Source organism: Candidatus Zixiibacteriota bacterium (genome assembly GCA_040753875.1).
Lineage (GTDB): Bacteria > Zixibacteria > MSB-5A5 > GN15 > FEB-12 > DATKJY01.
On sequence record JBFMDV010000027.1, the window covers coordinates 1 to 16164 of the forward strand.

The following is a 16164-nucleotide window of genomic DNA, read 5'->3' on the forward strand; positions in this document are numbered from 1 at the left end:
GATGGTGACGAAGGTTCTGGAGGGTGTGAAGTTCACAGACGGGATTGAGGACAGGAACACGAAAAACAATCAGATCGAAAAGCACGCTGCTTGAAAATCAAATTTACACAACTCTTGACATGAGCTCTTATCCGAATACTTATATGGCACTGCGGATTACGTAACATTTGACAGATTCTATACTGCCTCCTTTGCTGGCGCTAATGTGGCGGCGGCTGTAGCACCGACGCCGTTTGGGAAGACAAGTGCATTGAAAGGAACGCTTCAGTTAACAAGCAGGGCCCGTAGCGTCGATCGCGTCCTGAAGTTAGCGCCGAGGTGGCTGGGAAAGGGTTATACCGAGATCAGTCCGGGTGTGTACAGATCCGCAAGCGGACTGAGAGGATTTCGGATGACGAGTTCTGATTTGCTTGGAAGAGGTCTAGGCGGAGTTTCGCATGTGCATTTTGAGACCTATTTGACAGCAGGGGCAAGGTATGCCTACAAGAATTTCCATGTGGCCATCTACTGAGGTGGTACGATGAGTACCCGCCATGTTGCGAACGTGCCAATTGACTTCCAGAAGGATGGGATAGCCCAATTGCTCATGGAAGTGATGGAGGCGACTGACAAGGACCGAGGCGCTTTCTTGTATTACCTTCTTGCTGATGGTGGCACCAACGGCTTTGACGATTGGTTTCCCGACAGACAAACGCTTGAGGAAGTGGCCCTCGAATTATACGGGGTAGACCCCAAGTCTTGGAAAGAGTTTAGAGGGCCGTTTCCTGGCTATACCGGAGGGAGGAATCGATAGTGCCCAATCACCGCGCCCATTCGTCGCGAGGATTGAGAGGAATCCAACGAGCATAGGCGATGTAGCGCTTGCTATCACACCCACACCGTTTGGAAAGGCCGGAGCTGCAAAGGGGCTGATGACGCCAGCGAAATTCTTTGGGGCTAAGACATTTGCTGAAATGAAATCACTTCTAAATGCCAAGTATGGTGCTGCTGTCTTTGAAAATAACAGATTCGCGAACTTTGTTACACCTCGTGGGCGTGTATTTCATTTACATATGGATCAATTTCATGCGCCTCACATTACGTCCTATATGAAAGGATTCAGCGAAAACGCGAAGACATACTTTCTTGCATATTGAGGTTCAAATGAAGAAAATGAGAGTCCTCATCAAGGGCGCTAATGCCGACCTGAATTACTTGATTGAACAGATAGAGCTTGCGCGTTCACTCAGTTGGAAGGAAACTAATGAGATAGCGTACTATCATCATTGTATGATCTGTGGCTACACGTTCAACCCAAACGACACATCACAGAAATACCACGCAGGTTCTTCGAGCTCACGGGCTTGGCTCGATCCAGACTGTTACCAACGGTTTATCGTTGCAGATGGGATTCCGGATTTACTGGATAAAGCTTTTGAAGTAGACGAAGAATCGACAATGTAGTCAAAATCGCAGCCTTGAGCGAGTAAGTGAGTGGTAGCCCGTAGCACATCTGCAATGATGTTTGTCAAGGGCTGTGGTAAGCGTGGCATTCCTTATGACAACGGTGTCCTCCTTGCCACTTTCGACCAAAGGGACAGCGTGAAAAAGCTCTGCACATCACGAGGCGATTCCGTGTCGTGACATATGATCATGGTCATCGGTGGGAAGACAACATTCTCCTCCGCAACCGCATCGGTGTGATAGCAGACCATCGCTACTGTGGCAATGAGACGATACAACCATATCAGATTCCCTGTTCGTACGAGCGAAAGTATAATGCGTAATCGTGTATCCATCACGGGATTGAGTGCCACCTGCTTCATTTCTCCTTTCGAGCTGTGGATCCATATAAGAGGACCAGGTATGCACAAGTCTAAACCTCTGGCGAGTGAATTTCACTTGTGATTGCTACCTCATATCAAGTCAATCGGACACAGTAGCTCTTGGCGAGTGCCCAGTCAGTGAGCTTAGTGATTACCACCATCACGACAACCAACAGACAAGGCGACTAGCGAACTCCAATAGGGCAACAATCGGCAGTCCCATTAACAGGTACCGACCACCTTTAACCCGAGGGAAGAACCGCTCGTACTCGTGTGACCCTGGGATCAGATTGCCACGGAGGAAAGACGGCCAGAAGATCCTCTGTGCGTCAACCGCAGCCGACAAACCCATAACTCCTAAGGTGACCATCCACAATATAACTACTCCATACTGTATCTTCTGACTGCACATATACACTCCGAAAACATCCCTCAATCCGACACAACGAATAAGAACGTATAGGGTCGGAATATACATGCCCAAGATGATCTTGCTGCGTAGCGCCCTGAGTTCGAGGATTCTTTTAGTCACCCGAGTCTCACCAAGAAAACCACTCAAAGTAGAAGTCGAAACCGAAGCTAATCGATGGCGCGCCAATACTAAATCCTGCTCCACCTCCGCCGCCAAAATCACCGTAACCTCCAACGCCGGAGACTATTCCTGTTGCCTGAAAGTCCAATATGACGCCAGCATCCTGGTCTGGGTTATAGTCTATAACAGACCCAACAGTCACTACTGGACTTGGCGCTCCGACACCGAACCCTAAGCCAAGATGCGCGACTACTTGATCGTCCTTTTGGTCTGAATGAGTCCAAGTCCCTCCAATGCTAAGACCGATACCGGCTACCCCCGGTGCTGGCCAAATCGGGATGACGACGCTCACGTCGATAAAGCCCTCCTTGGGAGAACTCTTCGCGGGAGGTTCGCTGCCGGGCGGTCCGAACCAGATTGGGTCTTCTTTGTGTTCCCATCGTCTGTTTCCGTCTATCGTAGTGACCGTGGGTGTACGCCAACGGCCCATCCCAATCATCGGATCATTGCCATCGTTCACGCCAATATCATGTATCCAATCGGAGTGGTCTTGGTTTGAGTAAGACATGCCGGTAGGATCGCGTTTCCATGGGTTCACCCACTTAAAATCACTCTGTCCGGGTCGCCTCGTTCCAGTATTTGTGCTCGTCCAAACGAAGTTCCTTCCCTCACCGCGACAATTCTGGTCATAGTAGTCCTGCTGGTTCTGTGCCTCAATCGCGGCATTCTCAGCCTTATTGAACTCGCGCCAATAGGCTCGAATCTCCTCTTCCGTCGGTGGTGGCGGAATCGGGTAGGCCGTTGTAAGACCAGACGGATCATAGAGCATCACCGGATTCCCCTCAGCGTAGCTGTACGGCGAGGCTCCTGCCGGAATAGGGTCAGGAGCCAGGAACCGTCCCAGTTCTTTCCCGTAATACCGCGGGCCAAAGTCCAACTGTGCCGTCTTGTCCAACTCTTTCCCTATAAACTGCCGATAGGTTCGGTTCGCTCCTGATATCGAGTAAAACCCACCATACGGGTAGTACTCCCACATTGCACAGGCCGGTACCCCGGTTCCCCTGACCACTCCATGCACCGAGCCGAGATAGTCCGTTACCAGGACGTTCAATGAATCCAGCGCCAGCGTGTAGTCCCGCCGCGCCAATAGTCGACCGAGACCATAGATGTTCACCTGGCTCACGGAAATCGGGTTGTCCAACTCCAGCACCACCTGCCCGCCGGACCAGATGTAATATCGCACTTCTTCGCGGTTCTGCCAATACCCGCCACCGCCGGGGCCGCTGAGACCTTCCACTTGGCTCCCACTAATCGCAAGCGCCGATTCGCCCCCCGGTAACAACCCTTCAGTCCCGCCACCACCCGTATCCGGAGGAATGTACACCTGATACCGGTAAATCTGCTTTACTTTTTCGCCGCTCGAATTCAAACTGTGCCGTCAGCCGTCTCTGGCTGACGGCTGCCTCAAGCACGACTGAAGTCGGGCAGAGACGCCCGACTTCACCGCCGCTTCGCGCGGCTACACCGTATACCCCGTATCCCACAGCGAGCTGTGGGGCACCCGTCCGAATTACACCGTGTACAACTCCGTGATCTCGTTGTTGTCGGAGGCGTTGTAGACTTTGAACAGTTCCTGCGACAACGTCGTGTCGCGGATCAGGTTGATCCGGAACTTGTTCGCTTTCATCACTCGGTCGATATGATTCGTCCCGTTCTCAGTCAGAAACGAGCCGAGATTCGGGTTCACGATCAAATGGAACTTGTCGAACTTCTTCGCTGCCCGCGCCCGCAAAAACCACCGCTCGATCTTGGTCGCCATGTTCTCCTTGGACATGATTCGCCCCGCTCCGGCACAGTGCGGACACGGTTCGGACAGCGTATGCATGTGCGAGGGGCGCACCCGCTCACGGGTCATCTCGATCAGCCCAAAGTCGGTCACCGGATTGATCGCCCGCTTGGCGCGGTCATGACGAAACGCGTTACGGAACTCATCGTATAGCCGACGGCGGTTCTCGCGGCTGTACATGTCGATGAAGTCGCAGATAATCAGCCCGCCGATATCGCGGAGCCGAATCTGCCGCGCGATCTCGCGCGCCGCCACGATGTTTGTCTCGAAAATCGTATGCTCCTGGTCGCGGCTCCCTACGAAGCGGCCAGTGTTGACATCGATAGTAACCATCGCTTCGGTCTGATCAATGATGATATAGGCGCCCTTCTTGATCCAGACTTTCCGTGACAGCATCTTTTCGATCTCCGGCTCCAGTTGATGCTGGTCGAACAACGGCGCGGTCCCCTTGTACAGGTGAATCCGGTCTTTGAGGTGCGGCGTCACCTGGCGCGCGAAGGCGATGATCTTCTTGTATGCCTCGCGGTCATCGATGAGAACGCGCTGGACGTCGTCGGTGAACACATCGCGGATCAACGAAGTCACCATCTCGGCCTCTTTGTGGATAAGCGCCGGGGCGGGCATGGTGTCCGCTTTCCGTTTCAGTTTCGCCCAGAGCTTGAGCAGACGCTTGATATCCGCCTTGAAATCATCTTCCTGCTTCCCCTCCGCTTCGGTGCGGATAATCAGCCCGAACCCCTCCGGCCGGAGCGGCGCGACGATCTTCTTGAGCCGTTTCTTCTCCCCCCAATCGGTGATTCGCTTGGATACATGCACATGGTCGTCATCGGGGACAATCACGAGATACCGCCCGGGAATCGAAATCTCCGAGGCGACGCGCGGTCCCTTGGTGGAGATTGGCTCTTTGATCACCTGAACCAGAATCTCCTGATTCCGTTTCAGAACGGTCTCGATCCCTTGACGGCGGGTCTTGCGCACGATCTCGGCCGGTGCTTCTTCTTCGACATCTTCGGAGTCGAACCGTCGGCTGTAATCCTTGCCGATATCGGAGGAGTGCAGATAGGCTGCTTTCTCCGTTCCGATTTCGACAAACGCCGCCTGCATACCGGGCAGGACCGTCTTGATTTTTGCTTTGTAGATGTCCCCCACCATGCGTTCGGTGTCGGGACGTTCCACCTGCAGCTCGACCAGCTTGTCATCCTCGAGGATGGCAAGACGGGTTTCGTACTCGGTGGAATTGATAAGAATTTCTTTTTTCACAAATGCTCCCGAGCCTGGGTCACAGGCTCTCCCAGAACTTCCCCCGGTTGAAGTCTGAATCCGTTGATAAATGACACGCCGTCCATCTCCCCTTTACCTTCCGGCACCACTCTGGTCAGCTCGACAGCCGAATGGCTGCACTGCACCAGGAGTCGTTTGCGTTCGGCCAGTACGGTCCCGGGACGCGTGTCTGAATTTGTTGCGATGTCGGCCACGTTACAGGCCAGCACCTTGAGTCGTTTTCCCCGGCAACTCGTAGCGGCCCCGGGGCGCGTGGAGAGTCCACGCACAAAATTGCGGACATTGCGTGCCGGGAACCCGAAATCGATAAACGAGTTTTCCGGCGTGATCTTGGGCGCTGCGCCCGCCTGACGGTCATCCTGCTGGATCGGCTGAAGATTCCCGCTTTCGATCATCTCAAGCGTGCGCACCAGAAACGGTCCGGCCAGCGATGATAGCCGCGTGTAGAGCGTGTCGAAAATGTCGTCATCGTTGATCGCCACCTTTTCCTGAAGGATCATGTCCCCCGTGTCCACGTCCTTCCGCAGGAAGAAGCTGGTGAGACCGGTTTCGGTGTCGCCGTTGATAAGGGCCCAGTTGATCGGTGCCGCACCTCGATACCTGGGCAGCAGTGAGGCATGAACGTTCATGGAGCCGAGTCGCGGCAGGGTGAACAACCGTTCCGGCAGAATCCGGAACGCCACCACCACGAACAGATCGGCTTTCAGCTCCGCCAGCCGTTCGTACAGCTCATCCGACTTGAGTGATGCCGGGGTCAGGACAGGCAGGCCGAGCTTTTGGGCATGCTGCTTTACCGGGGTGGTAAGCAGATGTCGTCCTCGGCCGGCCGGTTTGTCCGGTCCGGTCACCACGGCCAGGATGCGATGCCGGCTGTGGGCTAAATGATCGAGCGGACCCCGGGCAAACTCCGGGGTGCCCATATACACCACGTTCATACTGGGATTAAGCGCGGACGGGCAACCTCATGTCATCGAGGCGCCGTATGGCATCACACTGCGGGAAATCAGAGAGCGGCGGCTAATCGTTTCAGCCGCCCCTTCAACAGAGTTCGGGCGATCGGCGAAATGTAGTCAATGAACAGTTTCCCCTCGAGATGGTCATACTCGTGCAAAATTGCGCGGGCCACCATGCCCCGGGCCGTCATCTCAAATGACTGGCCGTTCACATCGAGCGCCCGGATGGTTACATGCGCCGGACGGACGATCTTCTGGTAAATCCCCGGAAACGACAGGCACCCCTCCTCGAGTTCAATGGCCCCGCTCGTGCTCACGATTTCCGGATTGATAAAGACCCTGAGGGATTCATTGATGTCGACGGCTGAGAGGTCGACAAGAAACACTCGCCTTGGCACGCCAATCTGCACGGCAGCCAGGCCCAAACCCTGAGCTTGGTTCAGCGTGTCCGTCATATCGGACACCAAATCTTTTACACCCTGGTCGACAGTCTCGACCGGTCGGGATATTTCCCGCAATACCGGGTCGCCGTATTTGACGATCGGTCGCTCAGCCACGCTTACTCCTACACTACCTTACTGGCGTCACTTGTCCACCTTGGCGGCGATTGAGCTTCGGAGAAACTCCAGCTTGGTGTCATCGTTGATCTTCAGGATGATGCGGTTGCGCTCATCGTCGATCGCGAAGATGGTTCCAAACAGACCGCCTGAGGTGACCACTTTGTCGCCTTTTTTGAGCTCCGTTAAGAGCTTTTCATGTTCCTTCTGTCGTTTGCGCTGGGGGCGGATCATGAGCAGGTACATGACCACAAACATCAGCCCGATCCACACCAGCATGAGCATGCCGCTGCCGCCACCCGAATCGGGGCTTCCAGCCATCAACAGAAACCACTGATGGTTCAAAACAACTCCTGTACACAAAGGTTATTATCGGCAGACCTGTTCAACTCCTGAACAGGTCCACGGTAACCTAATATAACCCTATCAGCCGCAACGGCCAAGATAATAATCTTCTCTCTTAGAAACCGCGTTTTGGACGTCAAGTTCCGCCCATAGACAAGACGTGGAACCAGAAGCGGTTCAGCGCACAGCGAAACTGCGGCAGGTCACACGACCCGCCTGTGGCTGGGTCGTATAGCGCGCCGTTCTCGGTCTGACGGCTCCGTGTATGTGACCAGGTGTCGGGCGGGGACGCCCGACACCACCACCCACCACGAGATTGTCATTCCCGCGCACGCGGGAATCCAGCCGAAGCCAATGCTCTGGATTCCCGTTTTCACGGGAATGACACACCGACAATCCCGCCCCAAGGGGCGGGGTACCCCACCGTCATCGGCCTGATCATAGACGAAGGCTTGCAGTGTGAAGTGTTCAACTGTGCCGTCAGGCGTCCCCGCCTGACAGCCCTTTTCCAACAAAAATAGTGTCGGGCGGGGACGCCAGACACCACTATCGAAACCGCATCTGGTTTTGCCACAGTGCACGTTGATGTCCTTCTCCCTTTTAGGGAGAAGGTGCCAAAGGCGCCGTCCCGAGCATAGTCGAGGGGGCGGATGAGGGTCTCATGCGTTTCAGTATCCCCTTGACAATCACCGACTTCTTTCCCTTCTTTCGGGCAGGGTTTTATGGAGGAATCATTATGACGACTAAGACACGCACGCGCCGTTTGGGGCGGACATCGCTGCTCAGTGTTCTTGCGCTATTGGCGTTGCTGACTCACGCGCAGGCATTTGATGGAAAGCGGCAGGGCTTTGTTACTGGCATCGGCTTCGGAATGTGTCCGATGTCTCACTGGGCAGCGGATAATTATCCGCGGGAAATGGCAGAAGCCGGGGTCGGCTTCAACGGCTTCTTTGGACTTGCTTGGGACGAACAGAATTTCTTGACGATTGGGATTAGCGGTAGCTATTACAACACGATAGAAGCAAGCTTTCAAGGCTTGAGCGCAATCTCCTGGTATCATTACTGGGGGCGGAAGAAGCCTTTTTTTACATTCGGCGGCGTAGGCATGTTGTCATTCTCTACTGGCTACTGGGTTGGCAATGGGCGCGGATTCGGGTACACAGCAGGAGCAGGGTACGAAGTAGTTCGACATGTTCAGGTGGGATTCTATTACATCGGCGGCCACACCGGCGCCAATTATTACAGCGACGTCAGTCACAGCGTGGTGAACCTGCTGGTGACGGTGGTGGCGTATTAGCAGGGCAGATTGTTTCGTAGCACACCCAACGGGTGATGATTTTCGGAGCGGCGCATAATGAACGTCGCAACGCATGACGCTTAGGTGATGACAGAGAAAGCAGAGCCCTTACGAATAATCCTCACCCGATGGGTGGGCTACAAACTTTGCGCTTTCGAGCGCTGATAGTCCATTCTGTAAAAGCAGCTTCAAGTGTCCCTGTCTACCACCCCCCTCGCCTTCAACGACTGCATCACGCGCCATGATCTTGAGGGACTCTCGGCGTTGATGACCGAGGACCACACGTTCATCGACAGGGACAACAACACTGTCAAAGGCAAAGCCGCCATGACCAACGCGTGGCGGGAGTTCTTCAAGCAGTTCCCCGATTACAAGAATACGTTCATGCGGGTCGAAGCGCGCGGCGACAAGGTTGTCATGATCGGGTATGCTACGTGGAGCAAGGGGGCAGAACCGGACCCGGCGATATGGGTCGCGAGAATCGAGAATGGGCTCGTGATGGAGTGGCGGATCTATTACGACACGGATGAGAATCGTAAGATGCTGGGGGTGTGAGATTCTTACTGGCGCCATCTCGGAGCGGGAAACGGCTGTCGGAAATACAGCAGCAATCGCGGAATTGGCTTGGGAAGTGTTGAAAAAAACCTAGCAAGTCATTGCGAGCCCCGTCGAAGGCGGGGCATGGCAATCTCTACCTTTTGTAAGCTACCCGATATCGAGATTGCTTCGTCGTCCGCCTGAGGCGGACTCCTCGCAATGACGACGGGGACCTTTTTCAACAGGCCCTTTCACGGGAATGACAAATACAGCCTGGATCGCAATATGGCCAAACTAACTCGTTATATCACAACGAACTATCCGCGCCGAATGTGATTCCAATCAGCAGATTTCCGCTTGCGTCGCGGAATCATGGGCCGTAATTTACCGCTATTAACCGACGCAGAAAACTCTCACCAAACTTGCACGGAGGTACAGATGAAGAAGTCATTGATGATTGTCGCCCTCATGGCCATGGCGTGTCTGATGGCGCTGCCGGCACTCGCCGAGGAACCGGCCAAGCCTTCCGGCGAACAGATGCAGATGCCCCCTATGGGTCCGCCGGAGGAAATGAAGCAGTTGGCGTTTCTCGAAGGGACATGGGATGTGGTCTCCAATTTCAACATCAGCATGGACCCAACCAAGGAACAGTGGCAGGAATCCAAAGCGACCGCCGTTTACAGCTATATCGTCGACGGTGCAGCGATGCAGTGCGTGTACGATGGCGGCGCCGACATGATGCCCGGCATGCCGCCGTTCAAAGGATTTATGCTGCAGGCCTATAACCGCGAGACCAAGAAGTGGCAGGCCACGTGGGTGGACAACATGAGTGGAAGTATCAGCTTGTATACCGGGACGCACGACGCGGGCAAGTCGGTTCTTGAGGGTGAGGATATGATGGGTGGGCAGAAGTGGTGGACCCGGATGACGAGCTACGACGAAACTCCCGGCGCGTTCAAGTGGAAGATGGAAATGTCCATGGACGGCGGCAAGACATTCGTAACGAGCGGCACCGCAACGTACACGAAGCGCAAATAGCCGAAGATCGCGATGTGGAGATGAAAGGCCGTGTGGACATCACACGGCCTTTTTCGCTGCAATAGTCTGGTTTCATCCCACTTTCCCCAGCACGCCTCTCAGATGACTCAGTCGGTCCTGCTCGGCGATTGCCATCAGGTTGATCGTGATCCTTGGCTGACCGGTGAGAGAGAACTCCATCGGGCAGTCGGTCCCGCGGCGGAATGATTCAACCTCATTCCGAGTCAGTCGTCTGGCCTCCAGGAACAGGATTGTAGCGACGCCGGAACGCAGGCGCACTTTTTCAACCTCCAGGAGCGCTGCGGCAATTTTCACAGCCGTAGCATCGAACAGATACACTGCCGATTGCGGCGGACGACCAAACCGGTCGGTTACCTCATCGCGAATCTTCTCGACTTCATCGAGGTTCTTGCTGTCTGCCAGTCGCCGGTATATATCAACTTTCTGCTGACGGTCGTTGACGTAGTCATCGGGCAAATAGATCTCGACATCAAGTTCGAGCTTGGTGTCAGGGAGTCGAACGATCTCCTGCCCTTTCAACTCCGCGACTGCCTCTTCAAGCAGGCGGTTGTACAAGTCGAAGCCGACTTCCTCGATAAAGCCTGACTGGCGCGCACCCAGGATCGTACCGGCACCGCGTATTTCCAGATCGCGCATGGCCAGCGCAAAACCGGCCCCAAGGTCGGAGTGCGCCTCAAGGGCGCGGAGACGCTTGATGGCATCCTGGGTCAGGAGTTTGACTGGCGGTGTGATGAGATAGGCATAGGCGCGACGCGCCGATCGCCCCACTCGCCCGCGTATCTGATACAGTTGTGCCAGCCCGAACCGGTCGGCGCGATTGATGATGATCGTGTTGGCGGACGGAATATCCAGGCCGGATTCGATGATCGAGGTACACAGGAGGACATCGTATCGTTTCGCCAGAAACGCCAGCATGATCCCTTCGAGCGAGCGCTCGTGCATCTGGCCATGTGCTACGGCAATCTCGACTTTGGGTAGGAGCTTCGACAGGTAATGATGCATCGCTTCGATAGTCTGCACACGATTGTGCAGAAAGAACACCTGGCCACCGCGGTCGATCTCACGGCGAATGGCGGTTGCGATGATGGCTGGATCGAAATCGACGATCTCCGTGATGATGGGGAGTCGGTCTTTGGGCGAGGTGTTGATCAGGCTCATGTCGCGCGCTCCCATGAGCGACATCTGAAGAGTCCTCGGGATCGGCGTGGCGGTCATGGCCAGTGTGTCGACAGAGGCTTTCAACTGGCGAAGCTTCTCCTTGTGCTTGACACCGAACCGGTGTTCCTCGTCGATCACCAGCAGTCCCAGGTCTTTGAAATTGACATCGTCGGAAAGGAGCCGGTGGGTGCCGATGACCAGGTCGACTCTCCCATCGCCCAGGTCTTTGGCGGCCTGTGTCTGCTCGGATCGGGTGCGGAAACGGGACAGCATGGAGATCTTGAAGGGATACTCCCTGAGGCGGTCGGTGAAGGTGTTAAAATGCTGCTGGGCGAGAATGGTGGTGGGCACCAGCACCGCCACTTGCTTGCCGGCATCCATCGCCTTGAAGGCAGCGCGAATTGCCACTTCGGTCTTGCCATAGCCGACATCGCCGCACACCAGGCGGTCCATGGGGCGTTCTTCCGCCATGTCCCGCTTGACATCATCGATAGCTTTCTGTTGATCCGGCGTCTCGTCGTATGGAAACGAGGCCTCCAGTTGTTTGAGCCAGACCGAATCCTCGCCGAACGCACAGCCACTGGCGGTTTTCCGCTCGGCGTACAGTTTTATCAGATCGGCCGCCATATCGGCAATCGCCTTCTTGGTCTTCTCCTTCAGTTTCTCCCATCCCGGACCACCGAGCTTAGTGAGTGAAGGAGCCGAGTCCTTACCCGAATATTTTGAGACCCGATTGAACTCCTCGATCGGGACATAGAGCCGGTCGGTGCCATCGTACTGAAGCAGCAGGCAGTCGCGGTGGCGGCCGTCGACATGGAGCGTGGTGAGCCCAAGGTACCGCGCGATACCAAAATCGGTGTGGACGACGAAGTCTCCCTGGTTGAGACTCGAATAATCCGTGATGGCCACGCCTTCTCTGAACCGTTTTTTCCGAATGCGGCGGTGATACCGGCTGAACAGTTCGTGGTCCGTGAGGATGGCAACGCCGGCATCGCGACACTCGAACCCGCCGCGGAGATTGGCGACCTCGATAACGGGCCGGTGTTCGCTGGGAACTTTCTCGGCGATCAATTCGCTCAATCGGGAAGCCTGTCCCTCGTTGTCGGTGGCGAGGAAATAGGTCAGGCTGAGCTGGTCATATTCGGCGCAGGTTTTGCCGAGAAGGTCAAGTCGCGCATTGAGCGCCGGGTGGGGATGGCAGCCGAACGAGATAACTTCGCTCTTGCCGCCGCGAAACGGCACCTGGTCGATCACTTGATGCTGATCGAGCCGGGCGATCAGTTTGTCCGGCACGGTGTAGTATTCATCTGGCGCAGGGAGCCGGCTCAGGCGGCTTTTCAAGCGGTCCTGCAAAGCGTCGGCCTCGGCCATAATCGACTCGGCCTCGCTCCTGATCGACTCTTCGCCGAGCGTGATGATAAGACCGTTCTCCGGAAAATAGTCTAAGAGCGAACTCTGCTTGTGCCCGAACAAGAGCGACAGCCACTCCAGCCCGGGAAGCTCCGGATCGTTGAGGTAGCGCGAGCGAATGTAATCGGCGTCTTCTTCAGGTAAGAGTCCAAGCTGTTCCTCGATCGATTCCTGCGTGACAGCGACTTCGCGCTTGGGCAGTATCTGGACGCGTTGAATCTGAGCCAGCGTCCGCTGGCTGCCGACATCGAACTCACGGATGGTATCGATCTCGTCACCATAAAACTCAATGCGCACGGGAGCGGAGGAACCGGGGGTGAAGAAATCGATCAACCCGCCGCGTCGGGCAAAGTCCCCCACTTCTTCAACGACCGATACGCGATGAAATCCGAGACGGACCAGCCGCTCGGTCAATTCGTCGATGTCGGTCTCGCGTCCGACAACCAGTTCGATCCGTCCGTCGGCCAGGAGTTCCTTCGGCATAGTTGGTTCCATAAGCGCCCGTACCGGCGCCACTACCACCGGCATCGTTCCGTTCAGAAGTGATGAGAGCGTCGCGATCCGTCGGCCGATCACTTCGCCGACCGGTGCGCGGAAATCGTAGGGAAGGATCTGCCTCGACGGGAACAGCGCCACTTTCTCTTCGCCGCCAAGGAATGCCAGGTCCTCATAGAGATCGTGAGCGTTCTCACTGCTGGGAGCGGCAACCAGTATGGGCCGTGGGGAGTCCAGACCAAGCGAGTGAATGAGCAGGGCATCGGCGGAACCGGCCAGGCCGGTTACGGTGACACGTGGCGGCGAACCGCCGTTGATTCTGTTGATCAACTCGACATAGGGTGGATACTTGCGCCAGCGCTGGACTATCCGGTCAAGTCGGCGGGTTGTTGTGGCGATCTGTAACTCAGTCATACCATCATTTTATTTCAGATACAACAAAACGCGAAAGCCCCGGTCACGCTGTAACCGGGGTATTGCTGTTATTTCCGGGTGCCAAGATAATTGGTCCTGATCTATTTGCCAAGTCCTCTTTAGGCGCGGTAATTGTCCGCCAGTTTTCGCAATGACCCATAGAGCCGCGGATGTTGATTGCATAACAGGACAAACTGCCGTTCCTGCGACCCGCCCCTGGCTCGGATGATCTTTACCAAACCCTGCTTCTCCACACGCGACCATCGGCGAAGGTCCGGAATGGCCGACAGCAATGGGGCCAGCCTAATCAGTGACACCATTTCGTCGCGGCTCCACCGGTCGAATCCCTTTATCTCGAGCGATCTTATCACTTCTGTCGCGCATTCGGTGTCGGCCAGCATCCGATCGTTGTCGTATTTGTCTCTGGCTATTCGCGTGACGACCTTGCCCAGATTCACGAGCGACAATTCCCGGTATCCGCCCATACGGGCATGGTCGATGTGAAAGAACACATCGCTTTTCGCAAGCCGACGGAGGGTCCGTTCGGAGGACCGGCTGCCGGGGTTCGCTTTGAGCCGCTCGTTCTCTTTGTCAGCAAGGGCGCGAATCTGTTTTCTGACGGCTCTGAAACCCAATTTGTAGTAGAACCAGAAGGCGCCGGATTTGATCGGCTCGTCGTCGCCGTCTCCCATCTGACGACTTCGCACCAACAACACGTTGGAGCCGAAATGGTGATGAAACACGCGGAAGAACTCCTGGATCACGAACGCCGATTCACCCGCTCGAAAGGCCGGGAAAATGTTGATGGCGATCTCGACGCGGTCAAACAGCACCGCGCCGACGCCATAGCCGATCGGCAGACCGTTGCGGACGAGCATGGCGCCGAAATTGGCCTCAAGCGGCAATCGGATATCCGGGTTTGTGCCGAACAGGAATATCTGAACTCCGCGGCCCGGCTCATAACGGTACACTTCGGACGGATTCGCGCCGGTGATCGAGAAAAGCTCCCGCACACGCACGGCCAGAACCTCGTTGATCGCCCGAACGTAATAATCGCCTTCTCTCCGTGTCAGCAATTTCAGAGGTGCAATCGGGCGGGCCAGTTCGACGCGCAGGTCGGCACATCGACCAAGCGGTGATGTCTGCTGAAAGAACAGACGCTTGACGGGTACCCGGCGCAGAGTACGGGATGCGGATGAATGGGCCAGTGGCCACCGGATGGCCATTTCGGGGCTCTCGAACAGATGGCGCTGGACAGGGCGTGGCAGGCCGGATGTCGCGAGCAACTTGAGAAGCAATTCAAGCTCGGTGAGTCTTTTCCCATGACCGGTTATTTTCAACCAGTCGCGGGCATCCAACGTGAAATCGTTGTCCAGCGTGTCGTTTTCCTGCCATGAAACGAGCAACGGCAGCATACCGGCGATAGCGCCGGACTTGTCTTCATCGTAATAGTTCCAATCGATCTCCAGTTTACCGGGGTACCATTGAGTCAGGGACCGGGCGAGGTCGTAACTGTACGGATGGCTCACAACAGTACCGGCAATGCCGGAATCCTCGAGCTCATCCACGGCGTTCTCATTCGCACGAAGCAGGCGGTTTACTCGCCGTTCAAACGACTGCAATTGTTGTTCGACGAGGTTGAGAACTGATACATCATCAGGGTAAGCGCGATGAAAACTGAGCAGATCGTGGTACTCCCTGAGTATCGCCGAATTTCGAATTGGCAGGGTCCGCAGCTGGACAAGCAGGTGTCGACGGGTGAGGGCATTGGCCGGGTCGAAATGATACCGGATCTGTGAGAGCGTCTGCAGCAGAATTCGCGCTGGGATGCTGATCTTGGTCTTTGGGGGTTTCCGTTTTCGCATCATCGCCACGAACTGCCTCCGTAAGGACACGTCAGTTTTGAGCCAATGGTAGGCAGGTTACCGTACGGTGAGCAAGCTTTGTCTTGTAGTCCGTATCCCGTTGGCGGCTTTGACACGCCGGACCACCCGGCTGCGGTGCCCCGGTTTCGAGTTGATCTCGATATGGTTGTGGATTGCGATGTCCCAGTCGACAAACCGCATGATATTGGAGACCTCGCGGGCCACCACGGCGGCTCGCCGCAGGGCACGGATCTCCTCGACCAGGTTCTCGCACTGTAGCCAGCCCGGCGTGCCGGTCTCTCTGAAAATGGAGGCGATAATATAGCGGTCGATATAGCGCCCGCGCTCGTAGAGCTGCTGGTTGCGAAGCAGGCGGACGGCCCGCTGTACCGACCGCAACAGCGCCGGGCGGAAATTAAGAGCTACTTTGAACCGAAGGCGGTAGAGGTGTTCCCCACGGACGCGTATTTTCACGTCGCGTATCGGTCGAAACAGCTCCTGCAAGCGTACGACGGCCGATTCGGGGTCGGGCGCAATAACCAACGCCCACCCCAGATTGCCGGTGAATTTCAGTTCGGCCCCTTTGAAATGGAAGGTATACACCATGGCT

14 protein-coding genes are annotated in these 16164 nt (G+C 55.8%); 5 read left to right on the forward strand and 9 right to left on the reverse strand.

Annotation, left to right across the window (positions count from 1 at the left end; genetic code table 11):
* The first annotated feature begins 520 nt into the window (after positions 1 to 520).
* Both AB1644_10575 and AB1644_10580 read left to right on the forward strand, forming a co-directional pair.
* Positions 521 to 793: a hypothetical protein gene (locus AB1644_10575; GenBank protein ID MEW6051491.1), complete on the forward strand. Its 273-nt coding sequence runs from the start codon at positions 521 to 523 to the stop codon at positions 791 to 793.
* A gap of 350 nt (positions 794 to 1143) precedes the next feature.
* Positions 1144 to 1443: a hypothetical protein gene (locus tag AB1644_10580; GenBank protein MEW6051492.1), complete on the forward strand. Its 300-nt coding sequence runs from the start codon at positions 1144 to 1146 to the stop codon at positions 1441 to 1443.
* A gap of 92 nt (positions 1444 to 1535) precedes the next feature.
* On the opposite strand, the gene AB1644_10585 is transcribed toward AB1644_10580, so the two are convergent.
* From AB1644_10585 to yajC, 6 genes are all read right to left on the reverse strand, one after another.
* Positions 1536 to 1805 carry a hypothetical protein gene (locus AB1644_10585; GenBank protein ID MEW6051493.1) on the reverse strand — a complete coding sequence of 90 codons (270 nt, stop codon included), beginning with the start codon at positions 1803 to 1805 and terminating at the stop codon, positions 1536 to 1538.
* Positions 1806 to 2344: 539 nt separating this feature from the next.
* The gene (locus AB1644_10590) at positions 2345 to 3766 is read right to left on the reverse strand and encodes an RHS repeat-associated core domain-containing protein (GenBank protein ID MEW6051494.1); all 1422 of its coding nucleotides are present in this window, start codon (positions 3764 to 3766) and stop codon (positions 2345 to 2347) included.
* A 141-nt stretch (positions 3767 to 3907) separates the two neighbouring features.
* Positions 3908 to 5443, reverse strand: a complete 1536-nt coding sequence (locus AB1644_10595) for an Rne/Rng family ribonuclease (protein MEW6051495.1) — start codon at positions 5441 to 5443, stop codon at positions 3908 to 3910.
* Positions 5440 to 6399 (reverse strand): methionyl-tRNA formyltransferase, encoded by a 960-nt coding sequence (fmt, locus tag AB1644_10600; protein ID MEW6051496.1) that lies wholly within the window; start codon positions 6397 to 6399, stop codon positions 5440 to 5442. The genes AB1644_10595 and fmt overlap by 4 nt, the downstream gene beginning before the upstream one ends.
* Before the next feature lie 68 nt (positions 6400 to 6467).
* Positions 6468 to 6974: a peptide deformylase gene (def, locus tag AB1644_10605; GenBank protein ID MEW6051497.1), complete on the reverse strand. Its 507-nt coding sequence runs from the start codon at positions 6972 to 6974 to the stop codon at positions 6468 to 6470.
* A 27-nt stretch (positions 6975 to 7001) separates the two neighbouring features.
* The gene (yajC, locus tag AB1644_10610) at positions 7002 to 7319 is read right to left on the reverse strand and encodes a preprotein translocase subunit YajC (protein MEW6051498.1); all 318 of its coding nucleotides are present in this window, start codon (positions 7317 to 7319) and stop codon (positions 7002 to 7004) included.
* Between the two features lie 661 nt (positions 7320 to 7980).
* On the opposite strand from yajC, the gene AB1644_10615 reads away from it, so the two are divergent.
* From AB1644_10615 to AB1644_10625, 3 genes are all read left to right on the forward strand, one after another.
* A complete protein-coding gene (locus AB1644_10615; GenBank protein MEW6051499.1) occupies positions 7981 to 8616 on the forward strand; it encodes a hypothetical protein in 636 nt (211 codons plus the stop codon).
* Between the two features lie 192 nt (positions 8617 to 8808).
* A complete protein-coding gene (locus tag AB1644_10620) occupies positions 8809 to 9171 on the forward strand; it encodes a nuclear transport factor 2 family protein (GenBank protein ID MEW6051500.1) in 363 nt (120 codons plus the stop codon).
* 420 nt (positions 9172 to 9591) lie between these two features.
* Positions 9592 to 10191, forward strand: a complete 600-nt coding sequence (locus tag AB1644_10625) for a DUF1579 family protein (GenBank protein ID MEW6051501.1) — start codon at positions 9592 to 9594, stop codon at positions 10189 to 10191.
* 72 nt (positions 10192 to 10263) lie between these two features.
* Here AB1644_10625 and mfd read toward each other — a convergent pair whose 3' ends face one another.
* From mfd to AB1644_10640, 3 genes are all read right to left on the reverse strand, one after another.
* Entirely contained in the window at positions 10264 to 13689 is a 3426-nt protein-coding gene (gene mfd / locus AB1644_10630) for a transcription-repair coupling factor (protein ID MEW6051502.1), read from the reverse strand.
* Positions 13690 to 13808: 119 nt separating this feature from the next.
* Positions 13809 to 15563, reverse strand: coding sequence for a hypothetical protein (locus tag AB1644_10635; protein ID MEW6051503.1), 1755 nt, complete (start codon positions 15561 to 15563; stop codon positions 13809 to 13811).
* 48 nt (positions 15564 to 15611) lie between these two features.
* On the reverse strand, positions 15612 to 16160 hold the full coding sequence (locus AB1644_10640; GenBank protein MEW6051504.1) for a hypothetical protein: 549 nt from the start codon (positions 16158 to 16160) through the stop codon (positions 15612 to 15614).
* Positions 16161 to 16164: the final 4 nt, after the last annotated feature.

Bases quoted from the DNA above. Each gene is read 5' to 3' on its own strand.
- fmt (MEW6051496.1), bottom strand. From the start codon at position 6,399: ATGAACGTGGTGTATATGGGCACCCCGGAGTTTGCCCGGGGTCCGCTC.
- AB1644_10625 (MEW6051501.1), top strand. From the start codon at position 9,592: ATGAAGAAGTCATTGATGATTGTCGCCCTCATGGCCATGGCGTGTCTG.
- AB1644_10580 (MEW6051492.1), top strand. From the start codon at position 1,144: ATGAAGAAAATGAGAGTCCTCATCAAGGGCGCTAATGCCGACCTGAAT.
- mfd (MEW6051502.1), bottom strand. From the start codon at position 13,689: ATGACTGAGTTACAGATCGCCACAACAACCCGCCGACTTGACCGGATA.
- AB1644_10575 (MEW6051491.1), top strand. From the start codon at position 521: ATGAGTACCCGCCATGTTGCGAACGTGCCAATTGACTTCCAGAAGGAT.
- AB1644_10640 (MEW6051504.1), bottom strand. From the start codon at position 16,160: ATGGTGTATACCTTCCATTTCAAAGGGGCCGAACTGAAATTCACCGGC.
- AB1644_10585 (MEW6051493.1), bottom strand. From the start codon at position 1,805: ATGAAGCAGGTGGCACTCAATCCCGTGATGGATACACGATTACGCATT.
- AB1644_10615 (MEW6051499.1), top strand. From the start codon at position 7,981: ATGCGTTTCAGTATCCCCTTGACAATCACCGACTTCTTTCCCTTCTTT.